Annotated in this window: 18 protein-coding genes; 7 read left to right on the plus strand and 11 right to left on the minus strand. The window is 39.6% G+C overall.

Translation table 11 applies throughout. The features are described from left to right. Positions 1-69 precede the first annotated feature (69 nt). Entirely contained in the window at positions 70-963 is an 894-nt protein-coding gene (gene pldA, locus M1E86_RS18425; protein WP_125894287.1) for a phospholipase A, read from the minus strand. Between the two features lie 155 nt (positions 964-1,118). Here pldA and M1E86_RS18430 point away from each other — a divergent pair, with 155 nt between their 5' ends. The 6 genes from M1E86_RS18430 (at position 1,119) to prfH (ending at position 9,280) form a co-directional block, all read left to right on the plus strand. Beyond that, entirely contained in the window at positions 1,119-1,589 is a 471-nt protein-coding gene (locus tag M1E86_RS18430) for a thioesterase family protein (protein ID WP_125894289.1), read from the plus strand. A gap of 158 nt (positions 1,590-1,747) precedes the next feature. After that, positions 1,748-2,641 (plus strand): EamA family transporter RarD, encoded by an 894-nt coding sequence (gene rarD / locus M1E86_RS18435; protein WP_213913391.1) that lies wholly within the window; start codon positions 1,748-1,750, stop codon positions 2,639-2,641. An 883-nt stretch (positions 2,642-3,524) separates the two neighbouring features. After that, on the plus strand, positions 3,525-4,877 hold the full coding sequence (locus M1E86_RS18440) for an APC family permease (RefSeq protein WP_125894382.1): 1,353 nt from the start codon (positions 3,525-3,527) through the stop codon (positions 4,875-4,877). A 101-nt stretch (positions 4,878-4,978) separates the two neighbouring features. Further along, on the plus strand, positions 4,979-6,697 hold the full coding sequence (locus M1E86_RS18445; protein ID WP_213913392.1) for an amidohydrolase: 1,719 nt from the start codon (positions 4,979-4,981) through the stop codon (positions 6,695-6,697). Between the two features lie 838 nt (positions 6,698-7,535). Beyond that, positions 7,536-8,669: an RNA ligase RtcB family protein gene (locus M1E86_RS18450; RefSeq protein ID WP_426099195.1), complete on the plus strand. Its 1,134-nt coding sequence runs from the start codon at positions 7,536-7,538 to the stop codon at positions 8,667-8,669. Further along, on the plus strand, positions 8,669-9,280 hold the full coding sequence (gene prfH / locus M1E86_RS18455; protein ID WP_125894299.1) for a peptide chain release factor H: 612 nt from the start codon (positions 8,669-8,671) through the stop codon (positions 9,278-9,280). Before M1E86_RS18450 ends, prfH begins: the two co-directional genes overlap by 1 nt. Positions 9,281-9,363: 83 nt before the next feature. Here prfH and M1E86_RS18460 read toward each other — a convergent pair whose 3' ends face one another. From M1E86_RS18460 to lptM, 9 genes are all read right to left on the minus strand, one after another. After that, positions 9,364-9,633, minus strand: a complete 270-nt coding sequence (locus tag M1E86_RS18460; protein ID WP_213913394.1) for a hypothetical protein — start codon at positions 9,631-9,633, stop codon at positions 9,364-9,366. Positions 9,634-9,847: 214 nt separating this feature from the next. Then, complete coding sequence (locus M1E86_RS18465) at positions 9,848-10,432, minus strand: 2OG-Fe(II) oxygenase (RefSeq protein WP_213913395.1); 585 nt, start codon at positions 10,430-10,432, stop codon at positions 9,848-9,850. Positions 10,433-10,684: 252 nt separating this feature from the next. Further along, entirely contained in the window at positions 10,685-12,109 is a 1,425-nt protein-coding gene (locus tag M1E86_RS18470) for a hypothetical protein (RefSeq protein WP_426099196.1), read from the minus strand. A gap of 200 nt (positions 12,110-12,309) precedes the next feature. Next, on the minus strand, positions 12,310-14,472 hold the full coding sequence (uvrD, locus tag M1E86_RS18475) for a DNA helicase II (protein ID WP_213913397.1): 2,163 nt from the start codon (positions 14,470-14,472) through the stop codon (positions 12,310-12,312). 87 nt (positions 14,473-14,559) lie between these two features. Continuing rightward, entirely contained in the window at positions 14,560-15,276 is a 717-nt protein-coding gene (yigB, locus tag M1E86_RS18480; RefSeq protein ID WP_213913398.1) for a 5-amino-6-(5-phospho-D-ribitylamino)uracil phosphatase YigB, read from the minus strand. Continuing rightward, positions 15,276-16,205, minus strand: a complete 930-nt coding sequence (gene xerC, locus M1E86_RS18485; RefSeq protein WP_125894311.1) for a tyrosine recombinase XerC — start codon at positions 16,203-16,205, stop codon at positions 15,276-15,278. The genes yigB and xerC overlap by 1 nt, the downstream gene beginning before the upstream one ends. After that, on the minus strand, positions 16,187-16,891 hold the full coding sequence (locus tag M1E86_RS18490; RefSeq protein WP_426099197.1) for a DUF484 family protein: 705 nt from the start codon (positions 16,889-16,891) through the stop codon (positions 16,187-16,189). The genes xerC and M1E86_RS18490 overlap by 19 nt, the downstream gene beginning before the upstream one ends. A gap of 24 nt (positions 16,892-16,915) precedes the next feature. After that, complete coding sequence (gene dapF / locus M1E86_RS18495) at positions 16,916-17,740, minus strand: diaminopimelate epimerase (protein WP_125894315.1); 825 nt, start codon at positions 17,738-17,740, stop codon at positions 16,916-16,918. Positions 17,741-17,761: 21 nt separating this feature from the next. Then, the gene (gene lptM, locus M1E86_RS18500) at positions 17,762-17,947 is read right to left on the minus strand and encodes an LPS translocon maturation chaperone LptM (protein ID WP_004906065.1); all 186 of its coding nucleotides are present in this window, start codon (positions 17,945-17,947) and stop codon (positions 17,762-17,764) included. Between the two features lie 235 nt (positions 17,948-18,182). Here lptM and cyaY point away from each other — a divergent pair, with 235 nt between their 5' ends. Beyond that, on the plus strand, positions 18,183-18,500 hold the full coding sequence (gene cyaY, locus M1E86_RS18505; protein ID WP_125894317.1) for an iron donor protein CyaY: 318 nt from the start codon (positions 18,183-18,185) through the stop codon (positions 18,498-18,500). A 46-nt stretch (positions 18,501-18,546) separates the two neighbouring features. Here the strand turns inward: cyaY and M1E86_RS18510 are convergent, their stop codons facing one another. Next, positions 18,547-21,117, minus strand: coding sequence for a class I adenylate cyclase (locus M1E86_RS18510; RefSeq protein ID WP_125894319.1), 2,571 nt, complete (start codon positions 21,115-21,117; stop codon positions 18,547-18,549). Positions 21,118-21,471 lie beyond the last annotated feature (354 nt).

A 21,471-nucleotide genomic window follows, 5' to 3' on the forward strand; every position in this document is an offset into this window, starting at 1 on the left:
CAGCGAATTTGTTGATTTATGACTTGGTATGCAACTCAGAACAAAATAGAGAACTGAGTTTTTCTTCCATTACAACATATCGTTTAGCATAACACCGATACCAAAACGTGTTTGGCGATAATTGTAGTCTATCATCGACTCACCATATCCGCTAAACAACTGGGTATAAAAACGCACATGTTTACTAATTGGATAGCTCCACCCCAGTTCTGCACCACCATAACCCGTATTCCAGTTATAACGCCCAGTTGTAGTAAATACGCTGTCTCCCAATGCATACCCTACTTTTAAACGATAGTAACCCATATATTTGGTAATATCGGAATTATCATCACGCCCTTCACTTTCATGAATGCGGTACCACGGTTTAAGGTCAACTTGCCAGTTACCATTTTGCGCCATCGCTCTCGCATATACTCGGTTCCAGCTGCGAGAAGTTGGTTCTGAACGCCCATTTGACTCATGGTTAAAGCCCGTTTCAAACTCACGTAACGTCCAACCGGCAAATTGGTAGTCGGTTAACCAGCCAACAAACACTTGAGGCTCATAGTTGGTTTCTCTAAATGGTGAAGACTCTTTTTTATTACTTAGCTGCCACCAAGAACGCTGAGTATAAGAAACAGCTAAAATTGAGTCATCACCCGCAATACCTGCCCATAAAGGAAAAGCTAAACTTAGTTGAAATTTAACTTCATCCTTTAACGCATCATCACCCCAATTGTAGCTAGAAATGGCTTCTTTATTTATCGAGGATGTATAGGTATAAATGATGTAATTCGATTCATACGGGTACAACACAAATGGGTTATCGTGGTGTTGTAGTAACCCTGAAATGATGCTACCACGAATTGGTAGGGTATTTTTTACATCGTCAACAGGCTGAATATCTGTATCTTCGGTCGCAAACAGTGAAGCAGACCAAAAGCTGAGCACTGCACTTAACAAAATCGGTAAAGCGCGCATTAGTCATTCCTATTTTCAACATCGTCCAAAAAAAGTTTGTCCTATTTTACACACAAAACTGAATAACTGTTGAAAGATTATTCATTCGTTTGTTAGAGACATCATTTAAACATAATGTTAACTTATGATTTACATATTTTTAAAGGATGAAAGCGATGAATGACCGTACTTATACTTTAGAAGAAGCCAGTGAGTTAATGAGCCATGCTTTTATTTATAAAATGCCATTTAACCAACTACTGGGTATTAAATTAATGAGTCTAAATGATGATTTTGTTCAGCTTAGCATTGAGAATCGTCAGCAATTAATTGGTAATTTCACTCAAAACATCCTACATGGCGGTGTGATCGCTTCGATTTTAGATGTTGCAGGAGGCATGGTGTGTATTAACCGTATTTTGCAGCGAATTACCCCCTTAACTCATACTGAGATCGTCGACAAAATGTCTCGTATGGGGACAATTGACCTACGAGTTGATTATTTGCGTCCTGGTCGAGGCCAACTATTTACCGCCAGTGCCAGCTTATTAAGAGACGGTAATAAAATAGCCGTTACCCGCTGTGAGCTTCATAATGAAAATAATCAACACATTGCAACAGCAACGGCTACTTATCTGGTTGGGTAAAAATAAAATATAAATAATTAGTCACCTACTAAACTAATAACTTGTAAAAAAACCTGAGCAATGTCACATTAGTGGTATCAAAAATCGAGCCGCTTAAATCGGCTCGGTCTCTCTGTATAAGTATCTTTTTAGTCTTTAATTCAATTTCAGAGCCAACAATGAGCCAGCAAAATACTACCAAAGGCGTGTTATGTGCCTTAGGCGCCTATTTTATTTGGGGTGTCGCACCTATTTATTTTAAAAGTATCCAAGAAGTGCCCGCAGAAGAAATTCTGACTCATCGTATTATTTGGTCATTTTTCTTTATGATTTTATTATTAACCGTTTCACGGCATTGGAGCTATGTCCGCCAAGTACTAAAGCAACCAAAGAAAATATTAGTTCTTGGTGTGACTGCAACGACGATTGCTTGTAACTGGTTAATTTATATTTGGTCAGTTAATAATGGTTATATGCTACAAGCCAGCCTAGGCTACTTTATCAACCCATTAGTTAACGTACTGTTTGGAATGTTATTTTTACAAGAACGTTTTCGCCGCATGCAGTGGGTTGCTGTTGGTCTTGCATTAACGGGTGTCTTGATCCAGCTATGGCAATTTGGCTCAGTCCCTGTGATAGGGCTAAGCTTGGCTGTAACATTTGCCACCTACGGCTTATTACGCAAAAAATTAGGGGTCGATGCACAAACAGGAATGACATTCGAAACACTTTGGCTTCTTCCTGTCGGTATAATCTTCTTATTATTTTTTGCAGATAGTCCAACGAGTGATATGACAATGAATGATTGGCATTTGAATGTGCTTTTGATTGCTGCTGGGATAATTACTACAGTGCCACTGTTACTATTTACAGAAGCGGCTAACCATTTAAGGCTTTCAACGCTAGGCTTTTTCCAATATATGGGGCCAAGTATTATGTTCTTGCTCGCTGTCTTTGTGTACGGTGAAGTTATGACTCCTGAATTGTTAGTCACTTTTGGGTTTATCTGGGTTGCATTAATTTTATTTACATTAGATGCTTTATATACCCAGCAAAAACTAAGAAGAAAATAACGGATAACAGTTTTCAAAAACTCAGATAGCCGGAAAATAGTGTTAATATTAAATGCCGACTCTCGTTTAATATTCTAAACGAGCTCGGCGTTTCATTATATGGAACTCGAATAGTTAATTTAATTAATGCAAATAGGCTATTTAATTAAGTCGCAAATTCTTTATCTAACTCATCCTAAATCAAAATTAATTTAAATCTTTTTGTTCTTATCTATAATATGCCAAAATTGTAACAAAATAAACTTTACCCTACAAAATCAGTATGTTATCCACAAAAAATTCATCTTGATTTTCTAAGTATAATCGCTATGATTTAACTTATCTTAAATCCACTTCAATTAATAAACACATCCATCAAACAACTCTTTGAAATAAAAGTAGTTGTTTATTTTTTTAAATTAATGATTGCTTAATAGGAACTTGGTAATTATATTGTACGCCGCTTGTATTCACCCCAGCGGATGGTGATGGTCCGATTCATCACTGACGTTTCATTAAAGTGCGCACGATGACATTTCATTTTTAAAATGTCCTGGTGCGAGGTTTTCTGAAATTGAATGCAGACGGTTCTAAAATTTAATTTTATACAATCATGTAGCGTTAAGACTCTAAATAGTTCGAAAACATAACTAGGTGGCGAGCGAAGCCAACAACGTTGTGATTCGAAGTATGACGAGTACGACTCTAAATAATTCGAAAACACAACTAGGCGGCAAGCAAGAGAGTCGCTAGGAGCATACAAAAGTATGTGACTAGTGCGAGCGAGCGAAGCCAACAACGTTGTGATTCGAAGTATGACGAGTACGGCTGCATTTTAGGTTCACTCGGCCTGAACATTCAGACAGAGTTGACGTTGTTAAGGGCTTTTGGGAAGGGCTTAAAAATGCAACAGAATACCGTTCAAATGAAACGCGTACTGACCGTGCCTGCGTTAGTTTTTTTCGGGCTGGCTTATATGGTGCCACTCGGAATTTTCACCACCTATGGACAAGTGACTGTATTAAGTGAAGGCCATCTGCCTATCGCTTATTTAATTACATTAGCTGCCGTCTTTTTCACTGCCATGAGCTATTGCCGCATGACAAGCGCACTTCCGCTTTCAGGATCTGCTTATTCATACGTGCAAAAAACCTTTGGCGGCACACTCGGTTTTTTAGTGGGTTGGGCACAACTGCTCGATTACCTCTTTTTACCTATTATTAATTACATTGCGATTGGGATCTTTGTTCACGAAGCATTCCCCAATATCCCAATGTATGTGATTATTTGCAGCACAATTACAATTGTTAGCATCATGAATATTTTGGGAATTAAATTAGTTTCCTCAATGAATATGCTAATCATTTTAATGCAATTTGTCTTTATCGCCGTGTTCCTATATTTGAGTTTTAAAACTTCATTTATATTGGATACTGATGCTTTATTAGCACCGATTACGGTCATGTCAGAACAAGTATCAGGGTTATTTGCAGGTGCTGCGGTACTCTGCTTAGCCTTCCTTGGATTTGATGCGATCTCCACCATGGCAGAAGAAACCAAAGATGCACGGAGTGCGTTACCCAAAGCGATTTTATACACCGTATTTATCGCGGGTACCCTGTTTGTCGTCATCTCCTATGGCGCGCATCTGGTTTACCCGATGTGGCAGGATTTTATTCCTAATACCGATATTGCGAGCCTTGCGGTAATGAAACAAGTGGGTGGCGCGATGATGGCATCTAGCTTTATCACCGCTTATGTTATTGGTGTATTTGCCTCCGCAATGACTTCACAAGCCAGTATTGTGCGTATTTTCTATGCGATGGGCCGAGAAGGTGTGTTGCCACGTTCGCTGTTTGCCTATCTGCATCCAAGACTCAACACACCGATTTACTCGATTATTTTTGTTGCACTAGCGTCATTACTTTCATTGGTACTTTCGCTCAGCATGGTCGCCTCAATGATCAGCTTCGGTGCCTTAATCGCGTTTACTTTTGTGAATTTATCGGTCATTAAGCATTTTTATATTGACCGTAAAGCACCGTTGGATAATACAAAAATTATCACTTGCCTGATTATGCCTTCTGTTGGTGTTATCCTAACATTATGGTTATGGACAAGCCTTGATAGCGAAGCCTTTAAAGTAGGTTTATGGTGGTTAGCTGCTGGGGCTATTTACCTAGCACTATTGACCCATGGTTTTACTCGTCGTCCACCTGCAATCTCTGACGATGAAACTGAAATGATTATAAACTAAGCATTTCAAGTCTTATAAATGATTACGGGGGAGCACTTGCCTTCCCCGTTGTTTTTTTAGCTCTGGTGCCACCAAAGCACCACTGATACAGACGGTTTACAATGAATAATCAATTAGCTGACGTTATTTACTTTAACGGTTATATATATACCGCAGATGATAAAAATCGCGTTGTCGATGCGGTTGCTGTTCGTGATGGTTATATTCTTGCCACAGGTACCTCTGATGAACTTCATCAATATGTTGGCCCTGAGACAGAGAGTATCGATCTCGAAGGAAAAATGATGATGCCTGGCATCATTGATGGTCATATGCATCCTTTTTGGGGCGGTATTCAACTCTTTGGTTGCCATTTAAATTATGAATCGTTAACTATCGACCAAATTTTAGCGCGCGTACAAGATCACCTCGATAAAGACCCTCGTACCGGGGAAAATGATTGGCTCAAAGTCACTGCATGGCTGCGCCAAGGTATGATCCCTGCAGGTGTTGATATGTACCGTGAAGATATGGACAAGCTCAATACAAAACGCCCTGTCGTCTTGTTTTCAAATGACTGCCATACACTGCTAGCAAATAGCCGTGCCCTCGAATTATTTGGTATCACCAAAGATACGCCTGAGCCACCCGATGGTAAAATTGGTAAATACGAGAATGGCGAGTTAAACGGTATCCTTGAAGATGCGCCTGCTATGCGTGCTGCCGATAGCATTCCTTCAATTCGTGAAGACCAAGCAATTGAAGTTGCTGAATTAGTACAGAAAGTCCTTAATCAGCAAGGTGTGACCATGGTGATGGATGCGCGCGTTTCAGAACAACAACTTGAAGCCTTTTCTCAATTACAACAACGTGGCGACCTGACAATCCGTTTCCAAGCAGCACGTGAAATTACCCCTGATGAAACACCAAATGTTGCCTCAGTAGCGGCAGCAGTGGATAAAGCTGTTGCATTTGCCAAAAAATGGCACCAAGCCGATTGGACGCCAACCCCGGGTATTGGCTTAAATAATATTAAAATGTTTGTTGATGGTGTTATGCAGTTTCCAACCATGACAGCGTCATTATTGCAGCCATACCGTATCAATCAGGGCACGGATGACGCTCCGAATTGGGTTGAAACGGATAACTACGGTGATTTGTATTTCACGGCTGAGATTCTTGATGAATTAATGGAAAAAATTGCCGCAGCGGGCTATGACCCTCACTTGCATACTGTCGGTGAAGGTGCCGTTTCCATCGTTTTAGATGCGATAGAAAAAATGCGTGCTGCACACCCCGAAAAAGATATTCGCCCAGGACTCGCTCACAATGAATTAGTCCATGCCGATGACTATGCACGTTTTGCGCGTTTGAAAACCATCGCTTGCTTATCTTTCCAGTGGGCCGCTCCAACTCCAGAGCTCGCCGCTTTTGAGAAAAAAATGCTCGGTGATGAGCGTTTTGAGCAACTTGAACCCATCGCTAAATTTGTCGACGCTGGCGCGGTTGTTGCATTTGGTAGTGACTGGCCAATCGATGATTTCGACGAGTGGTACGATTTAAAAGTGGCAGCAACACGCCGTGGTCGTGATATTAATGGCCAAAAAGCACCGAGGCTGGATAATGACCGAGACTTAACGGTAATTGAAGTTTTGCGATCCGCTACGATAGACTCAGCTTATGCACAACACCGTGAAGATGTACTTGGCTCATTAGAAGCTGGAAAATTTGCCGATATGATTGTATTAGATCGCAATGTATTTGAGATCCCAGCCGATGATATTGAGAATGTAAAAGTATTACGCACAATTATTGGCGGAAAAACTGTACATATCGCTTAATAATTTAATTATCTATATAATTAAATAAACACCCCAAAGATTAAATAACATCTTGGGGTGTTTTTAATTGGGCACTTAATTCCAAACCTGAATACGCACAATTAAATCGGGAAATTACGAGGGAATAGTTTCCCTCGCAAAGCAACATTACTCTTCGTAAGAAAACGTTGTTTGAACAACTGTATTTCCATGACTAATGATAATTAGACAAAGTCTGTCTCGCATTAGTACTGAAATACTAAACACGGTAATACACGCTGAAACAAACGCAATCACTGCGAACTTGCTCATTTCCCTTGACCTCTTAATGGTTAAGAGGCACAATCCCAACTGTCGGGTTAGGTTTGGGCCTCGTTGGTTAATAATAACTAACGGGGCTTTTCCATTTCTAATCCAAACATTTTATCCAACATAATAAGCTTGAACCAGAAAGGCTCAAGCACCCGCAAAAATAATAACAAACTTTTATATTCCACTCACGTTTAATTTCATAGAAATAAATGAAAATACAAATTTAATTACCTAATTATTTATTAGATTAAATATTATAAATAAATTTAAATCATTTAATTTTATATTTTATTTTTATATATTGAACTTCGGAAAAAGGCTAAAAATCGATAGTCTTAAAAATAGTCCTTGCAAAAGAAAAAAGTTATCGTTAGTATCCGCAGCGTTTTACATTCATCTACTAACTGCAAGGAGGTTTACCATGACAACAATTAATCAAACTCTTTGTGGGCACTCTCAGAAATAGCCACTCTCGTTAGTTAATCTATTTTCTTAATTTTGCCTGCTAATTCACCTTATTTTTCAATTAAAAATGAGTTAATAGCTTATGGGCAATACCCTATATACTGTGGATCAGCAAGTTAGCTATATCGCCACAGGATCTACATGGATTGAAAGTAAAGCAATCCAACAATTACAAACAACTGCAAGCTTACCTGGTATGGTATCTGTTGTCGGCATGCCGGATCTGCACCCAGGTCGTGGATACCCAATTGGCGCGGCATTTTTCTCTACCAAGCGCTTTTATCCTGCACTGGTTGGTAATGATATTGGTTGTGGAATGGCACTATTCCAAACTGATCTTAAAAAATCGAAAGTTAACCTCGATAAGCTCGAAAAACAACTTTCTGAAATGCCAGATCATGCGCCTTTGTCATGGCTTGAAGAGCATGTCCCAGACAACATGCTATCACATGATTTTATGCCATCATTAAGTTCTATTGGTGGTGGAAATCATTTTGCTGAATTTCAAGCCGTTGACGAAATATTAAATACAGAATTATTCAGTATGAGTGGTTTAGATAAACAGCAATTACTGTTATTAGTTCACAGTGGCTCTCGAGGTTTAGGCCAGTCCATCCTTTGTCAGCATGTAGAAAATCATAGTCATGATGGGCTTATAGACAATACTCAAGATGCAAAAAATTATCTGGAAGCACATCAGCGTGCTTTGCATTTTGCTCAGTTAAATCGCCAGATGATCGGCTTACGTATGCTTCAACAGGTTAAGTCAAAGGGTGAACTTGTTCTTGATATCAATCATAACCTAGTTGAAGCCTGCAAAATTAATGGTATTGATGGATGGATACACCGAAAAGGTGCCACCCCATCAGATCGCGGGCTTGTCGTTATCCCTGGCTCTCGAGGTGATTACAGTTATCTGGTTTCCCCACAACCAAGTGAAGTTTGTCTGAATTCTCTTGCTCACGGCGCTGGTCGGAAATGGATGCGAACTGAGTGTAAAGGGCGTTTGTCTCATAAATATACACCGATTCAATTATCAAGAACGGCGCTAGGTAGCCGTGTTATCTGTGCAAACAAACAATTGATTTACGAAGAAGCCCCACAATCTTATAAATCTATTGATACTGTAATTGAAAGCATGGTGAATATTGGCGTTATTCAAGTGGTTGCACGTCTTAAACCTGTCATCACGTACAAAACCAGTGGAGAGTGTTAATGATCTTATTACAATTCTCCTCAGCTCAAGGACCGGAAGAGTGCTGTATTGCTGTCGAAAAAGCCCTTGCCCACTTTCTACAAGAGGCTAAAGAATATCATGTCACTTATGATGTCTTAGAGTCTTTTCCGTCTAAAAAAGGGCTGAAATCTGCCTTAGTTTGTTTAGAGGGTGTAGAGGCTGAAACTTTAGCAAACAATTGGTGTGGTACGATCCAGTGGCAATGCCAAAGCCCTATTCGGCCACGGCATAAACGAAAAAACTGGTTCTTAAGTGTGACTCAATTTTCACCTGTTCAACCTATCGAGGAAAGTGAAATTGAATTTGAGTTTACCAAAGCACAAGGGGCGGGAGGTCAACATGTTAATAAAACCTCCTCTGCGGTTAGAGCGAAGCATGTCGCCACGGGGATCACTGTCAAAGTGCAATCTGAACGTAGCCAACACGCTAACAAAAAACTCGCGAAGCAATTAATACAATGGAAGTTGAATGAGAGCCAATCGCAGCAACTTAATGAACTGGATAAACAGCGCCACCATTCCCATTATCAAATTGAAAGAGGAAACGCAGTAATTACTTTTTTAGGAAATGAATTTAAGCGATTGATGTAAAATTAGTGCCACTTCTTATTAGGGTGGCACATAATTTAATACAATATTAGAGAATATTTAATTATTAGGATTATAAAACAAATCTATTTAAAACAATAAAAAATCGAACTATTCAATTTAGATGAATAACCCCCTATTTCAGCCACTGACAAATAGTCTTTTTGCGCTGGGAAATGATTTACATTTTGAATTAATGATGACATATCATCATTAGAATTAATTATCACAGTATCGCCTATATTTTTCTTACTTAACTCCTTCAATGCTTTTTCTAATTGGCGTTCATACTCTATAACGCTAACACCTTGTTGGGACTGTTTAGAACCATAACCAAATTTATCAGTATCACTCATTTATAAACTCCTTTTATATAATTGATTAACACAATAGAAAACATAGTCAATAATTGAATATTAAAACACTAAGACTCGAATAACTTTAATATCAAGAAAAACAAAAAATCAAATTAATATATTGAAACCGCTGTTATAAAATTTGTTGGATATTTAAATAATGAGAATACTTCTATCAGCCACCTCATTAAGAGGTGGTAATAGTCTGAACGAGTTAAAGTATTTTTTCTGTTAAAAACCAACCAGCAATGCTTTCTCGTTTTTGCTGAGTCGGTAGCACTTCATGTGGAAATTCTTCAGACATGAAAAAAATCATGCGGCCAGCCCGAGGTTCTAATTCAAACAGTTGATTGTTTTCTTTGTCGTAAACAACAAGTTCACCGCCATCTCCTGTTTGCCATGTTTCATTCATATATAAAACAGTAGTCACCTTACGACGCCCTTGTCCTCTTGGGTTATCAAGATGCTTTTTATAAAACCCACCATTAGGATAACGGCAGAAATGCGTTTCAAAATCACGTAGCCCTAGATAAAGCTGGCAGTTTAACTCTTGCCTTATCTGTTCCATTTTATCTAGATAATGGGTGATAGGCGCCCCCATTTCAGGCTCTAGCCAAATAGTTTGGTCAGCACGAACAGCTTTATTACCTTGTAATGAGTCTCCATGCCCAATGCGTGCATCTTGCAATGTGTTTGGTATGCATTGTTTTATCGTTTTAATATCTGACAAGGTCAGAAAATCGTTCCACACATACCAACCTTGTGAGGAAAGTGAATCAATAAGTTTATTCATTGACATGATGAGTCTTAGAAAAGTTAATTAGGTAATATTTTATACTTCATTGAGATAAAACTTTAAAATTAAAAACTTAAATCCTGAGGATTAATACGGCATATCAAAGTCAATCACTAAAAAGATAGTGATAGTTATCATCGAGTAAACTAGAAAAGAGATTCAAAATCACATAAATAACATACTCATTCCATAGTAAAAAAGCACTCCATCCATATTGAGTGCTTACTATAAAATCAAATTAAATGATTGATTGACTTAGCAGAATGCAGTTCTTCCAATACCACCACAAGAACAACGTGCCACTGGGTTAAGAAGGCTTACCTGTCCTAGGTTTTTATTTACTTCACTATTCCCCTCTTCCACCGACTGGAAAGCCGTAATTCGTTCTGAAATTAATTCGCTTTGAGTTACAGGTAGAACTAATGCATTACCATCTTGATTTTCAATCATTTTTTGAGAACGAATTGACCAGTGAAGTTCAACATCCTTGATAGTTTCTTTAATATCATGCATTTCTTCATTATATCTTTTAATATTTAAAGATAGAAAGTTTTTAAAAGGCTCTGATTTCACTTCTAATTCGCCTTGTTTTTCTATTTCAATATTTAGCTTATCAATATATTGATTTAATTCGTCTGATACTTTTAGTAAATTGGACTCCTGTAGTTTACTTATCCTACTTAACTCATTTAATACATGCTTATCTTTTGCTATGCTAGGGCTTTCTAGTCTATACAATGTAATATTGCTACGTAATGACCTTATTTCTTCTATTTCTGAATTAGTTTTATGTTCGTTCAACTCACTTAGGCCTTTAAACATATTTAATTGTTCATCAAATACTTTTACATTTTTATAAACTTTTTCTTCCAGCATTCTCATCGACTCATCTATCTGTTTTTGGCTATATTTATCAGTAATAACCGAACTGGAACCCCAAGCTCTTCCTTTATTTAATAGCTGTACCGAACGAGATTTCAAATCATTTATAGACGAAACAAATTTTTCAATTTCATCATCTATCTCTTTTTTATTTTTTATTGTCTCAATTTCTATGTTATCTAACTGTAAATCAATTTTTCGTTCATCTTCTAATAACTGAGATGCTCTATTTTTCAATGATTTTAGTTTAGCGTTATGATAATTTATTGAGATAGATACAATACCTGTTTTAATTTTATTAAACGATGTATTTAGATGAGTTATTTCATTGTTTATCTTTACTAAAGTAGATTTTTCATTATTTAACATAACCTCCTTTGTCTCATGAGGGATTTTTTTGATTACAAAAATACTTTCTAGTATCTTATGGTCACTACCAATATTTTTATTTTGTTTATTTATTTCCAACCCTATTTTACACTTAGGTAACTCACTAGTCTCAAAATATACAATTTCATTACCGATGCTTTCCTTGTTATATTTACTAGCAAGTTTTTTCATTGCTAGTAAATCACCTTCAAAAAATTCAATAACTTTATTTACCTCATCTATTTTAGCAGTCACTTCACTATTTATATTTGTTTTTTCAGATAAATATTCATAACCATATTCATCTTTAATTTTCATTACTAATGAAGACTTCAGTTTCTTAATTTTATTTAAACGGTTTTCAGCAGAAAAAATTAACGAGTCTATTTTTTTAAAATCATAATTATTTAAATTAAAATCAATTTTCATATTAATTCCTTTTATTTTCATATAATTAAAAATATAATTTGATATCTATATTGCGTTTTTATCTTATATTAAAGACAAAGGAATGACTAATTTATTATTTGTATAATAAAAACAAATTATAATTATTTTAAACCTATATTTCATTTAAATAAATAAAGTAGAAATATTATTCAGATTTCTACTTTATTTATACTTACCTATTACAGTTTCTCAAGCTTCGCATATGACGCCACCAGCCACTTAATCCCTTGGCCTTGAAAAGCAATTTGTAGACGGCAGTGCTCACCACTACCTTCTAAATTAATAATCGTGCCTTCGCCAAATTTTGGATGCACCACTCGTTGCCCTAATGAATAACCCGAGTCATTTTGGCTAATCGGGGTACCAAGGCGTTGATGACTAACTGGTCTTGAAACCTGCGCTCGCAAGCGAACTTCCTCAACACACTCAGTTGGTAACTCACCGATAAAACGAGAAGGCCTGTGATAAACTTCTTTGCCATATAAACGACGGCTTTCAGCGTAGGTGATCGTGAGTTTCTCCATTGCTCGGGTAATACCGACATAGGCAAGGCGACGTTCTTCTTCAAGACGACCGCTTTCATCCATCGACATTTGGCTTGGGAACATACCTTCTTCCATCCCCACAATGAATACAACGGGAAACTCTAGCCCTTTAGCTGAATGTAATGTCATTAATTGAACCGCATCTTGACTGACATCCGCTTGCCCATCTCCTGCTTCCAATGCTGCATGAGAAAGAAAAGCCTGCAGTGGCATTAAGTCTTGGTCTTCATCTTGATAACTAAAGTCACGAGTCGCGTTGACTAGCTCTTCCAAGTTTTCAATTCGTGCCTGTGCTTTTTCACCTTTTTCTTGCTCATACATCGCTCGCAAGCCAGAGTCATTAATCACTCTATCTGCTTGAACATGCAATGGCATATCTTGGGTTTCTTTAGCTAATGCATCGACTAATTCTAAGAAACGCTCAATTGCAGCGGCTGCCCGCCCACCGAGTACCTGCTCGCGAAGTAAGTACTCACAACTTTCCCATAATGTCAGTTGTTGATCCCGTGCAGTTTGGCGAACAGTATCTAATGTTCTCTCTCCAATCCCACGGGTTGGTGTATTGACCACACGTTCAAAAGAAGCATCGTCGTTACGGTTTGCTATCAGCCTTAAATAAGAAAGCGCATCTTTGATCTCTTGGCGTTCAAAGAAACGTTGCCCACCATAAATACGGTAGGGCATGTTAGTTTGGATTAATGCCTCTTCCAGTACACGTGATTGAGCATTACTGCGATATAACATAGCGCAGTCTTTTAACGCTCCACCATTTTCATGCCATTGTTTAATGCGCCCAACCACATAGCGCGCTTCATCTAGCTCATTGAAAGCACAATAAAGGGAAATTGGCTCACCATCTCCCCCTTCCGTCCATAAATTTTTTCCTAAGCGGTCACTATTATTCGCGATCAATGTATTCGCTGCTTTTAATATATTATTCGTTGAGCGATAGTTTTGCTCGAGACGGATAGTTTCTGCACCAGGAAAATCATTGAGAAAGCGCTGGATATTTTCGACTTGAGCGCCACGCCAACCATAGATTGACTGGTCATCATCACCAACAATCATGACTTTGCCCGTATCCCCCGCGAGTACACGGATCCATGCATATTGGATATTATTGGTATCTTGGAATTCATCGACAAGAATATTCGTAAAACGCTCACGGTAATGCTGCAATACATGAGGTTTATTTAGCCACAATTCATGGGCACGTAATAATAGCTCAGCAAAATCCACCAGTCCGGCCCTGTCACAGGCTTCTTGGTAAGCTTGGTATACTTTTAGCCATGTTGCTTCAACGGGATTACCGTAGGCTTCAATGTGTTGAGGGCGAAGACCTTCATCCTTTTTACCGTTGATGTACCACATACCCTGACGTGGTGGCCATTGTTTCTCATCTAGATTCATTGCTTTAAGTAAGCGGCGAATAAGGCGATATTGGTCATCGCTATCGAGAATTTGAAAGTCTTGGGGTAAATTGGCATCCATATAGTGTTGGCGTAATAGGCGATGCGCTAAGCCATGGAATGTCCCTATCCACATTCCGCCTTCACTGGTTCCAATCAATTGATTGATTCTATGGCGCATTTCTGCAGCTGCTTTATTCGTGAACGTCACTGCCATAATTGAAAATGGAGAAGCATTTTCTACAGACATCAGCCATGCGATTCGATGCACTAACACCCGAGTTTTACCACTCCCCGCCCCCGCAAGGACAAGTAAATTGGTACGCGGTGCGGCAACCGCTTCGCGCTGTTTGTCATTAAGACCTTCAAGCAGATAAGAGACGTCCATAGTTACCATCAAAGCAAAACAGTGGCTAACACCACTGTGAGGTTATTGACAATGGCAAACCCCACTGTCTTTTTATACAGTAAATGATTATACCAATGATAAGAGAGAATCCAACCGCGAAATTTCCACATGCGGTAATAAACGCCCCTCTTTCTCTTCCATCAGTGTTTTTTGATTTGTGTTGATCCAGCAGGCTTGCATGCCGCTGTTAATTGCACCTTCAACATCCGTCAGCAAGTTATCCCCAACATGAAGAATAAACTGTGGTTCCATCTCAAGCCGCTTCGCCGCTAAGCGATACATATCACAAAATGGTTTTGAGCGTCCGTCGGGCCCTGCTTTCAATACAAATTGAAAATATTGACCTAACCCACATGCTTCAGGCTCTGCATTTCCATTTGTGATCGCCACCAGCGGAACTTTCTCTGCAAGCTGACGCAGTGTTTCATGGGTGGATTGCGGAATATCAATTTTATTTCGCCAATAGGTGAAGTGCGCCATGATGTCATCCGCCCCTTTTTGCGCGGCTTCTTTCGAGTAACCATAATGGCAAAGCATCATTTTGGAAGAAAGCCAACGCCAGCGTGATATATCATGATAAATATCAGGCTCTTGTTCTTCAACAAGGCGCCGAAAAGCATAAAGATCTTCATTATTAAAATGATTAAAGCGCGGATCATATTCACGAACAAAACGTAAAACTTCTTCTTCCGTTTTATCAATAACGGGATGGTTATCGTAAAGCGTGTCATCCAAATCAAACGTGATCGCCAAAATGGGTGATAACGGACGGTAAAAATGCATTAAGGTTTCTCCCTCTTTGCTCTCGGATGAGCCACATCATAAACGTTTGCTAAGTGCTGAAAATCAAGGTGCGTATAGATTTGTGTCGTCGATAAATTTGCATGCCCAAGAAGTTCTTGCACTCCACGTAAATTCCCACTGGATTCAAGGATATGTGTCGCAAAAGAGTGGCGTAATTTATGGGGATTAATGTGGCTATTAACCCCTTGTTTTATTCCCCATTGCTCAAAACGCTTCTGTACGTTCCGATTCGAAATTCGTTTACCACTTTGGGTTGAAATGAAAACAGCGTCATCTTCTGGTTCATAGAGTTCTCGCATCTCAAGCCAACGCTGCAGCCAGCTCACTGCGGTTTTCCCCATTGGCACTCTGCGCTCTTTGCTCCCTTTTCCCATCACCCACACTTCACCCGTATTTAAATCAAGATGGCGAACGTCCAGCCCAACGAGCTCAGATAAACGTAACCCCGCACCGTACATTACTTCAAGCATTGTTCGGTCACGTACAACAAGGGGGTCGCCACTATCCATATTCAACAGTTGGGAAACTTCATCCACATCCATATTTTTAGGGAGACGCTTTTTGGATTTTGGAGCATGGATTGCTTTTGCCGGGTTTGCTGGTAGTTCCCCTTGATGTACCATCCAATCAAAAAAACTACGCAACGATGATAACCGCAACGCCATACTTGCTGCTTGCAAGCCAGATTTACGACTTTTCGCGGCAACATTACGCACAATAGTCGCATCTACTTTTTGCCATTCATGGATATTTAATGAAGCTAACATTTCCACGATAACACTGAGTTGACGGCGATAATTAGTGATAGTGACGGGGCTTAGCCGGCGTTCAACTCGCAAATAATGCAGAAAAGCTTCAATTTGGCTCATCAGCCCTTCTGGCTGATTTTTTACAGGCGTTCTATCCATTGGCATAATAACCTCGGTAGAATTTGAGCAACTTTTTCCAGCATGACCGTTCCCATATCATGTTGGTAATGTTCACGATCTCGGCTAGTAAAAATGACCATACCTGATTCACCGTGATGACCAAACAGTGAAATAGCGACTGAGCCCACATTTAATGCTTCGGGTAAAAGTAATTGAATTTCAGGGCCATTTAGCCGACCGAGGTAGTTAAGATTATCGCCAAACCGTTGAATTCTCACAGGTTCAAAGACGCGACGCGAAATAACAAGTTGATGCGCATCCATCGGTGCAGACAAATGCCAGCTATCGCTAAACAAGCGTACTTGGGCACCTGATAAACCTAATTTTTTTGCCCAACGATTTAGCGCTAACAGCATTTGTTGTAAACTTTCTGCTGACGACATTTCAATCACCAACACTAATAACTCTTCAAAAAGCTCCGCATTTTCATGGACTTGCTCAACCATAAAACGAATGTCTTGTTCGAGCTCTTTGATTTTCAACCGTTGACGGCTCATCACTAATTCAGGTAATGAAATAGCCTCCCGCACAACATGGGGGATTTTTAGCTGCTCCAACAGTTGAGCATTACGAAGAAAAAAATAGGGGTTTTCCGTTAAGTAGCGCACGACATCGAGCTCATCAATTTGATGAACCAATTCCTGTGCTTTTTTGGTTTTATCCATTTTTCCCTCTTCGGCTATTCAAAATTAGAGTTGAATGACTCCGTCATAAACATGCGTTGCAGGGCCTGTCATATAAAGTGGCGACCCAGGGCCGTCCCACGAAATATCTAATGAGCCCCCCGGCAAATCGACTTTAACCCGTTTCGCCAGTAGCCCTTGAGTAATTCCAACTGCAACAGCCGCACATGCTCCGCTACCACAAGCTTGAGTTTCCCCAGCCCCGCGTTCATAGACACGCAAGCGAATATGGTCAGCACTGATAATTTCCATAAAGCCAATATTGGCACGTTCAGGGAAGCGCTCATGACTTTCTAATGCGGGACCTAAAACTTCGACTTCTGCCGTATGAATACTTTCAACTTGAATGACACAATGCGGGTTCCCCATTGAGACAACCCCACACAACACTGTACGTTCTTGTGCTCGAATAATATAGGTCTTTTCTTCTTTGATAGCGCGAAATGGCACTCTCTGCGGTTCAAAATCAGGTTCGCCCATATTAACGCTGACATCATCATTTTCATTTATGGTTAATGTCATACGGCCGGACTGAGTACTGACCTTAATTTTCTGCTTATTCGTTAAGCCTTTTAGCCTAACAAAACGTGCAAAACAACGGGCTCCATTGCCACATTGTGCAACTTCACTGCCATCCGCATTAAAAATACGATAATGAAAATCAAGGTCAGGGTCATAAGGTGCTTCAACTAATAATAGTTGATCGAACCCAACGCCTGTATGCCTGTCTGCTAATCGACAAATCAATTCAGGCGAAAAATACACATTTTGTGTAACACCATCGACAACCATGAAGTCATTGCCTAAGCCATGCATTTTAGAAAATTGCATTTCACGCTCCATAGAGGCGACTTACTGATTATTTGTGGTTTGAGCAGGCTCTTTGGCAGTACTGTCTTGTGCAGTGGGTTGCACATCAGATGCCTTAGCCGGTGCTGCAGTTTCTTCCGGCGGAAAATACAACGGGCCTTTTAAGCCGCAACCAGAAAGGGTAAATAAAACAACTAGAGCACTAAGCCCAATTAAACTTTTTTTCATTCTTTTTCGCCCGTAATGCTTACTTTTGACATCTGATATTTTACACAATAACAGGAGTGGCCTTGCAAATCACGCCTGTTTATTCAGCATGCTGATATTATATACTTTAGGCTAAATTTAGTCTGAAATTTTTAGTAGGTATGCTTAGATTGACCCCAATGCCGATCCCCTCCTATAATTTCAATCAATAATAATAGTTTTCATTAAATCATTGTGAGCAAACAGGAAATTAATCGTGAATGACAGCGAATTTCATCAGTTAGCCGAAGCGCTACTGAACAGCATCGAAGAGCATTTAGATAATTATGAAGGTGATGCCGATATTGATTGTGAAATCAATGGTGGCGTGATGACCCTTAGCTTTGAAGATGGCAGTAAAATTATTATCAACAAACAAGAGGCATTCCACCAAATGTGGTTAGCAACGAAGCAAGGTGGATACCATTATGATTATCAACAAGGTCATTGGGTTTGTGACCGTTCAGGACATGAGTTTAAGGCTAAACTAGCCGAGGCAATTGCTTTCCAAAGCCAAGAGCCCTTTTCATTCTAAGCCTTATGAATTTAAACGGTGGGCAGCGTTATACTACTGCCTACCATCAATAATAGTGCGCTTGTGGGTGCTGCGGTTGGCTAGAATGCATTTCATACCCAATGTCATCATCTTCTGCCGTAAATGGCCATGTCCCGCCAGAAAAGGCAACAACTTGGTTTTTACCATCTTGATTAATGATTTGGTAAAATTGCGGTAAATTGAAGTTGATAAAGTTTGCACCGTAGGTAAACCGATCATGGGAAGAAGAATAGAATTTACTCACATCACGGACAAGATCTTCTTTCGATCCTTCACAGTGGGAATAGATTTCAACCCGATTCGCTTCATCTAAAACATAAATATTAAAACTGGTATTATCTGCCGTATTTTCAAAGAAAAACTGTACAATCCCTTCACTTGCATAGCCATCGACAACCGCAGGCAAATGGTTGTCACTCTTCGCCTGAAGTTTAACGGGCCAGCCATGCAACTTGTTATGGGAGATAGCCCCATAGAACTCAACCGCATTCTCAAGTTTTTGTACGGAAACATTCAGGCGCTCAAAGAATAAACCCCATGTCTGCCCCGCGATACGTAATGCCTTAAAACGCCCAGGGTCATTTCGGTTGCTCGATAAACGCAATTCAACACACTCAGAAATTAGCTGTTGTACACGGGTACGAATCAACCCACGTAAGTGCTCACTATAACAAAACACTTCGACCGCTTCAGGAGGTGACGCATCTTGATGCATTTTCCCTAAAATGGTTTTAAGTGCTTCTAACATGCACTGTTCTCCGCTGAAATGTAGCGTTCTTACCTCATTCCACGAATTACGATATAACAAATCAATGCTACCGATCAGACATTGTTGTGATTCGCCAAAACTGAAAATATCCAGTTTTCTAAAATCAACATGAACAACTTGCTCAGAATAGACCTGTGTTGGGTCTTTTTCTAAGTTAACAATGATTGCCAGATGGCGAATTTCACACGGGCTATAAAGCGCTTTTGGCGTTGGAGCGGGTAACCTAATAGGGAAATGGCTTGAAACATCGTGCATTAATTCAAGCAGTTTTCGTTCATCACACTGGGACTTCCCATTATGCATATAAACTTGGGTTGTCTCAGTCAGTAGACCATTAAAATACGCCCACGCCACTAATTTATTTAAATAGCGGTTATATTCAAGAGGTTGATGGCCAATAATGGCATCAATATTTGGCGCTTGGTTATACAGATACCAACCACTCCGGTTAGCGCGCCCCTCAGGCACATAAATAAAGGTGAGATGCGCTTCGCTTAAATCAGGTGAAATTTGGGGGTTAACTAATGTCACCTTACCAGGAAGAGCCTCGAAAGCCGCATATAATTTACGGGTTAATACCCCAATATCTTGTGGGCTTGCACTAACACTTAAATTATTTCTCCGCGCAAAGCGAATAAGGTTACGATAACTTTGCATCATCGTATCAAGTAACTCGTTATGCGCCTCACGGACACGCTCAATTTTCCATTGATTACGTGTATCGAGTATCGACAAACGTGCTTCCCCCCAACCCCATGATTCAACCAACTGAGACAACACATCACGGCGCCAGCCTGAACACGTGTTAGCGTCTTCTTCAGACAGTTTTTCACACACTTTTAGGTAGAAACAACGACGGATAAGGTCAAGACGAGTTAAATCATTAATTTCAGTCAGGTAACGTGTCACACGCTCTAACATTAAGCAGTATGAGTCCAAGCCATAACACACAATTTCGCCAGCATGTAAATGACGCTTAAACTCCATCGCTAATAATTTGCCGTTAGGGTAATCCCATGAATAGGATTCCAACAAAATACTCTTCAATACGGCCTTATAGGGGGAATCGACACTCTTGTACAACTGCCATAGGCTTGCACCGAAATACTCCGCGGCAGAAAGTTCGCTTAACCCGCCTAAATCAAGCCATTCATTAGGCGTTAATACCCCTTGCGCGTATAACCCCATAACATATTCATCGTAATGCTGTTCTTCCTCAACGGGTACCATCGTCCACAATAAACGCTTGCCCGCCATACGCACAGCCGTTCGATAAAATTCATCTAATAGTAGGATGTGTTGCGTTGAACCACAGTTCTCTCCACCGATATGCCCACTGGCATGATGGCGAAAACGATTTTCATCGATTAAAAAAACAGTGACATCAATGCCTAAAGACGCTGCCCACTGCTCAATCAGTGTACATTTTTTTTGTAAGAACCGTTTTTCTTCGTGATCCAACCAAGAGGGGTGACAAACCCACACATCAATATCTGAGCATTGGCTTTGTCCAACAGAAGAGGTACTCCCCATCGAATAAATACCTGTGATGGGTAATTCGCCATTCGTGGCAGTTTCAATAGGTAAAAAGCGTTCAAATTGTTCCAACCACTTCATTTGCTCTGCATCAGGTGAGAAAAAACAGACACCATGAGGCACATTACCTTCAATAAAACCAGGTATCATTGGGTGATGATAATGAAACAAGACAGGCAGCAAGCTATAAACCTTCGAGAAGGCTTCACTCATAGAAGCTGTTGCACGTTCCAACCGTAATTGGTTTATCGCATCCAGTCTTTGTTTTAAGGTTTCAATATAGAGATACAAAGGTTACGCCTGATTGAATGAAAGTAATACAAACCGGAGAATTTCCCAGCACCCAACAGATAGAGATAGATTTAAAATAATTTTCAAATGGATTGTCGGAAACGTGATCAATTTAACACCTTGCATCAAAAGGGTAAAGTAGATCACATAATTTTACGCGCTTATTTTTGATACAAAATGCTTTTCAACATATTGTATAAAAAGACTTTTTATTTTTTAATCTGTAAAATATCCCTTGTTTTTCAATGGAATAATTTCTTTTTACCCAGCAGTCTAGTAAAACAACAAAATAGAATGATATTAAGTACAATACGCACAGCGTCTGTGCTTACACGCTTCAACACGAATTAACAG

Origin of the sequence: Providencia sp. PROV200, assembly GCF_049901995.1 — a bacterium.
GTDB classification, from domain to species: domain Bacteria; phylum Pseudomonadota; class Gammaproteobacteria; order Enterobacterales; family Enterobacteriaceae; genus Providencia; species Providencia rettgeri_E.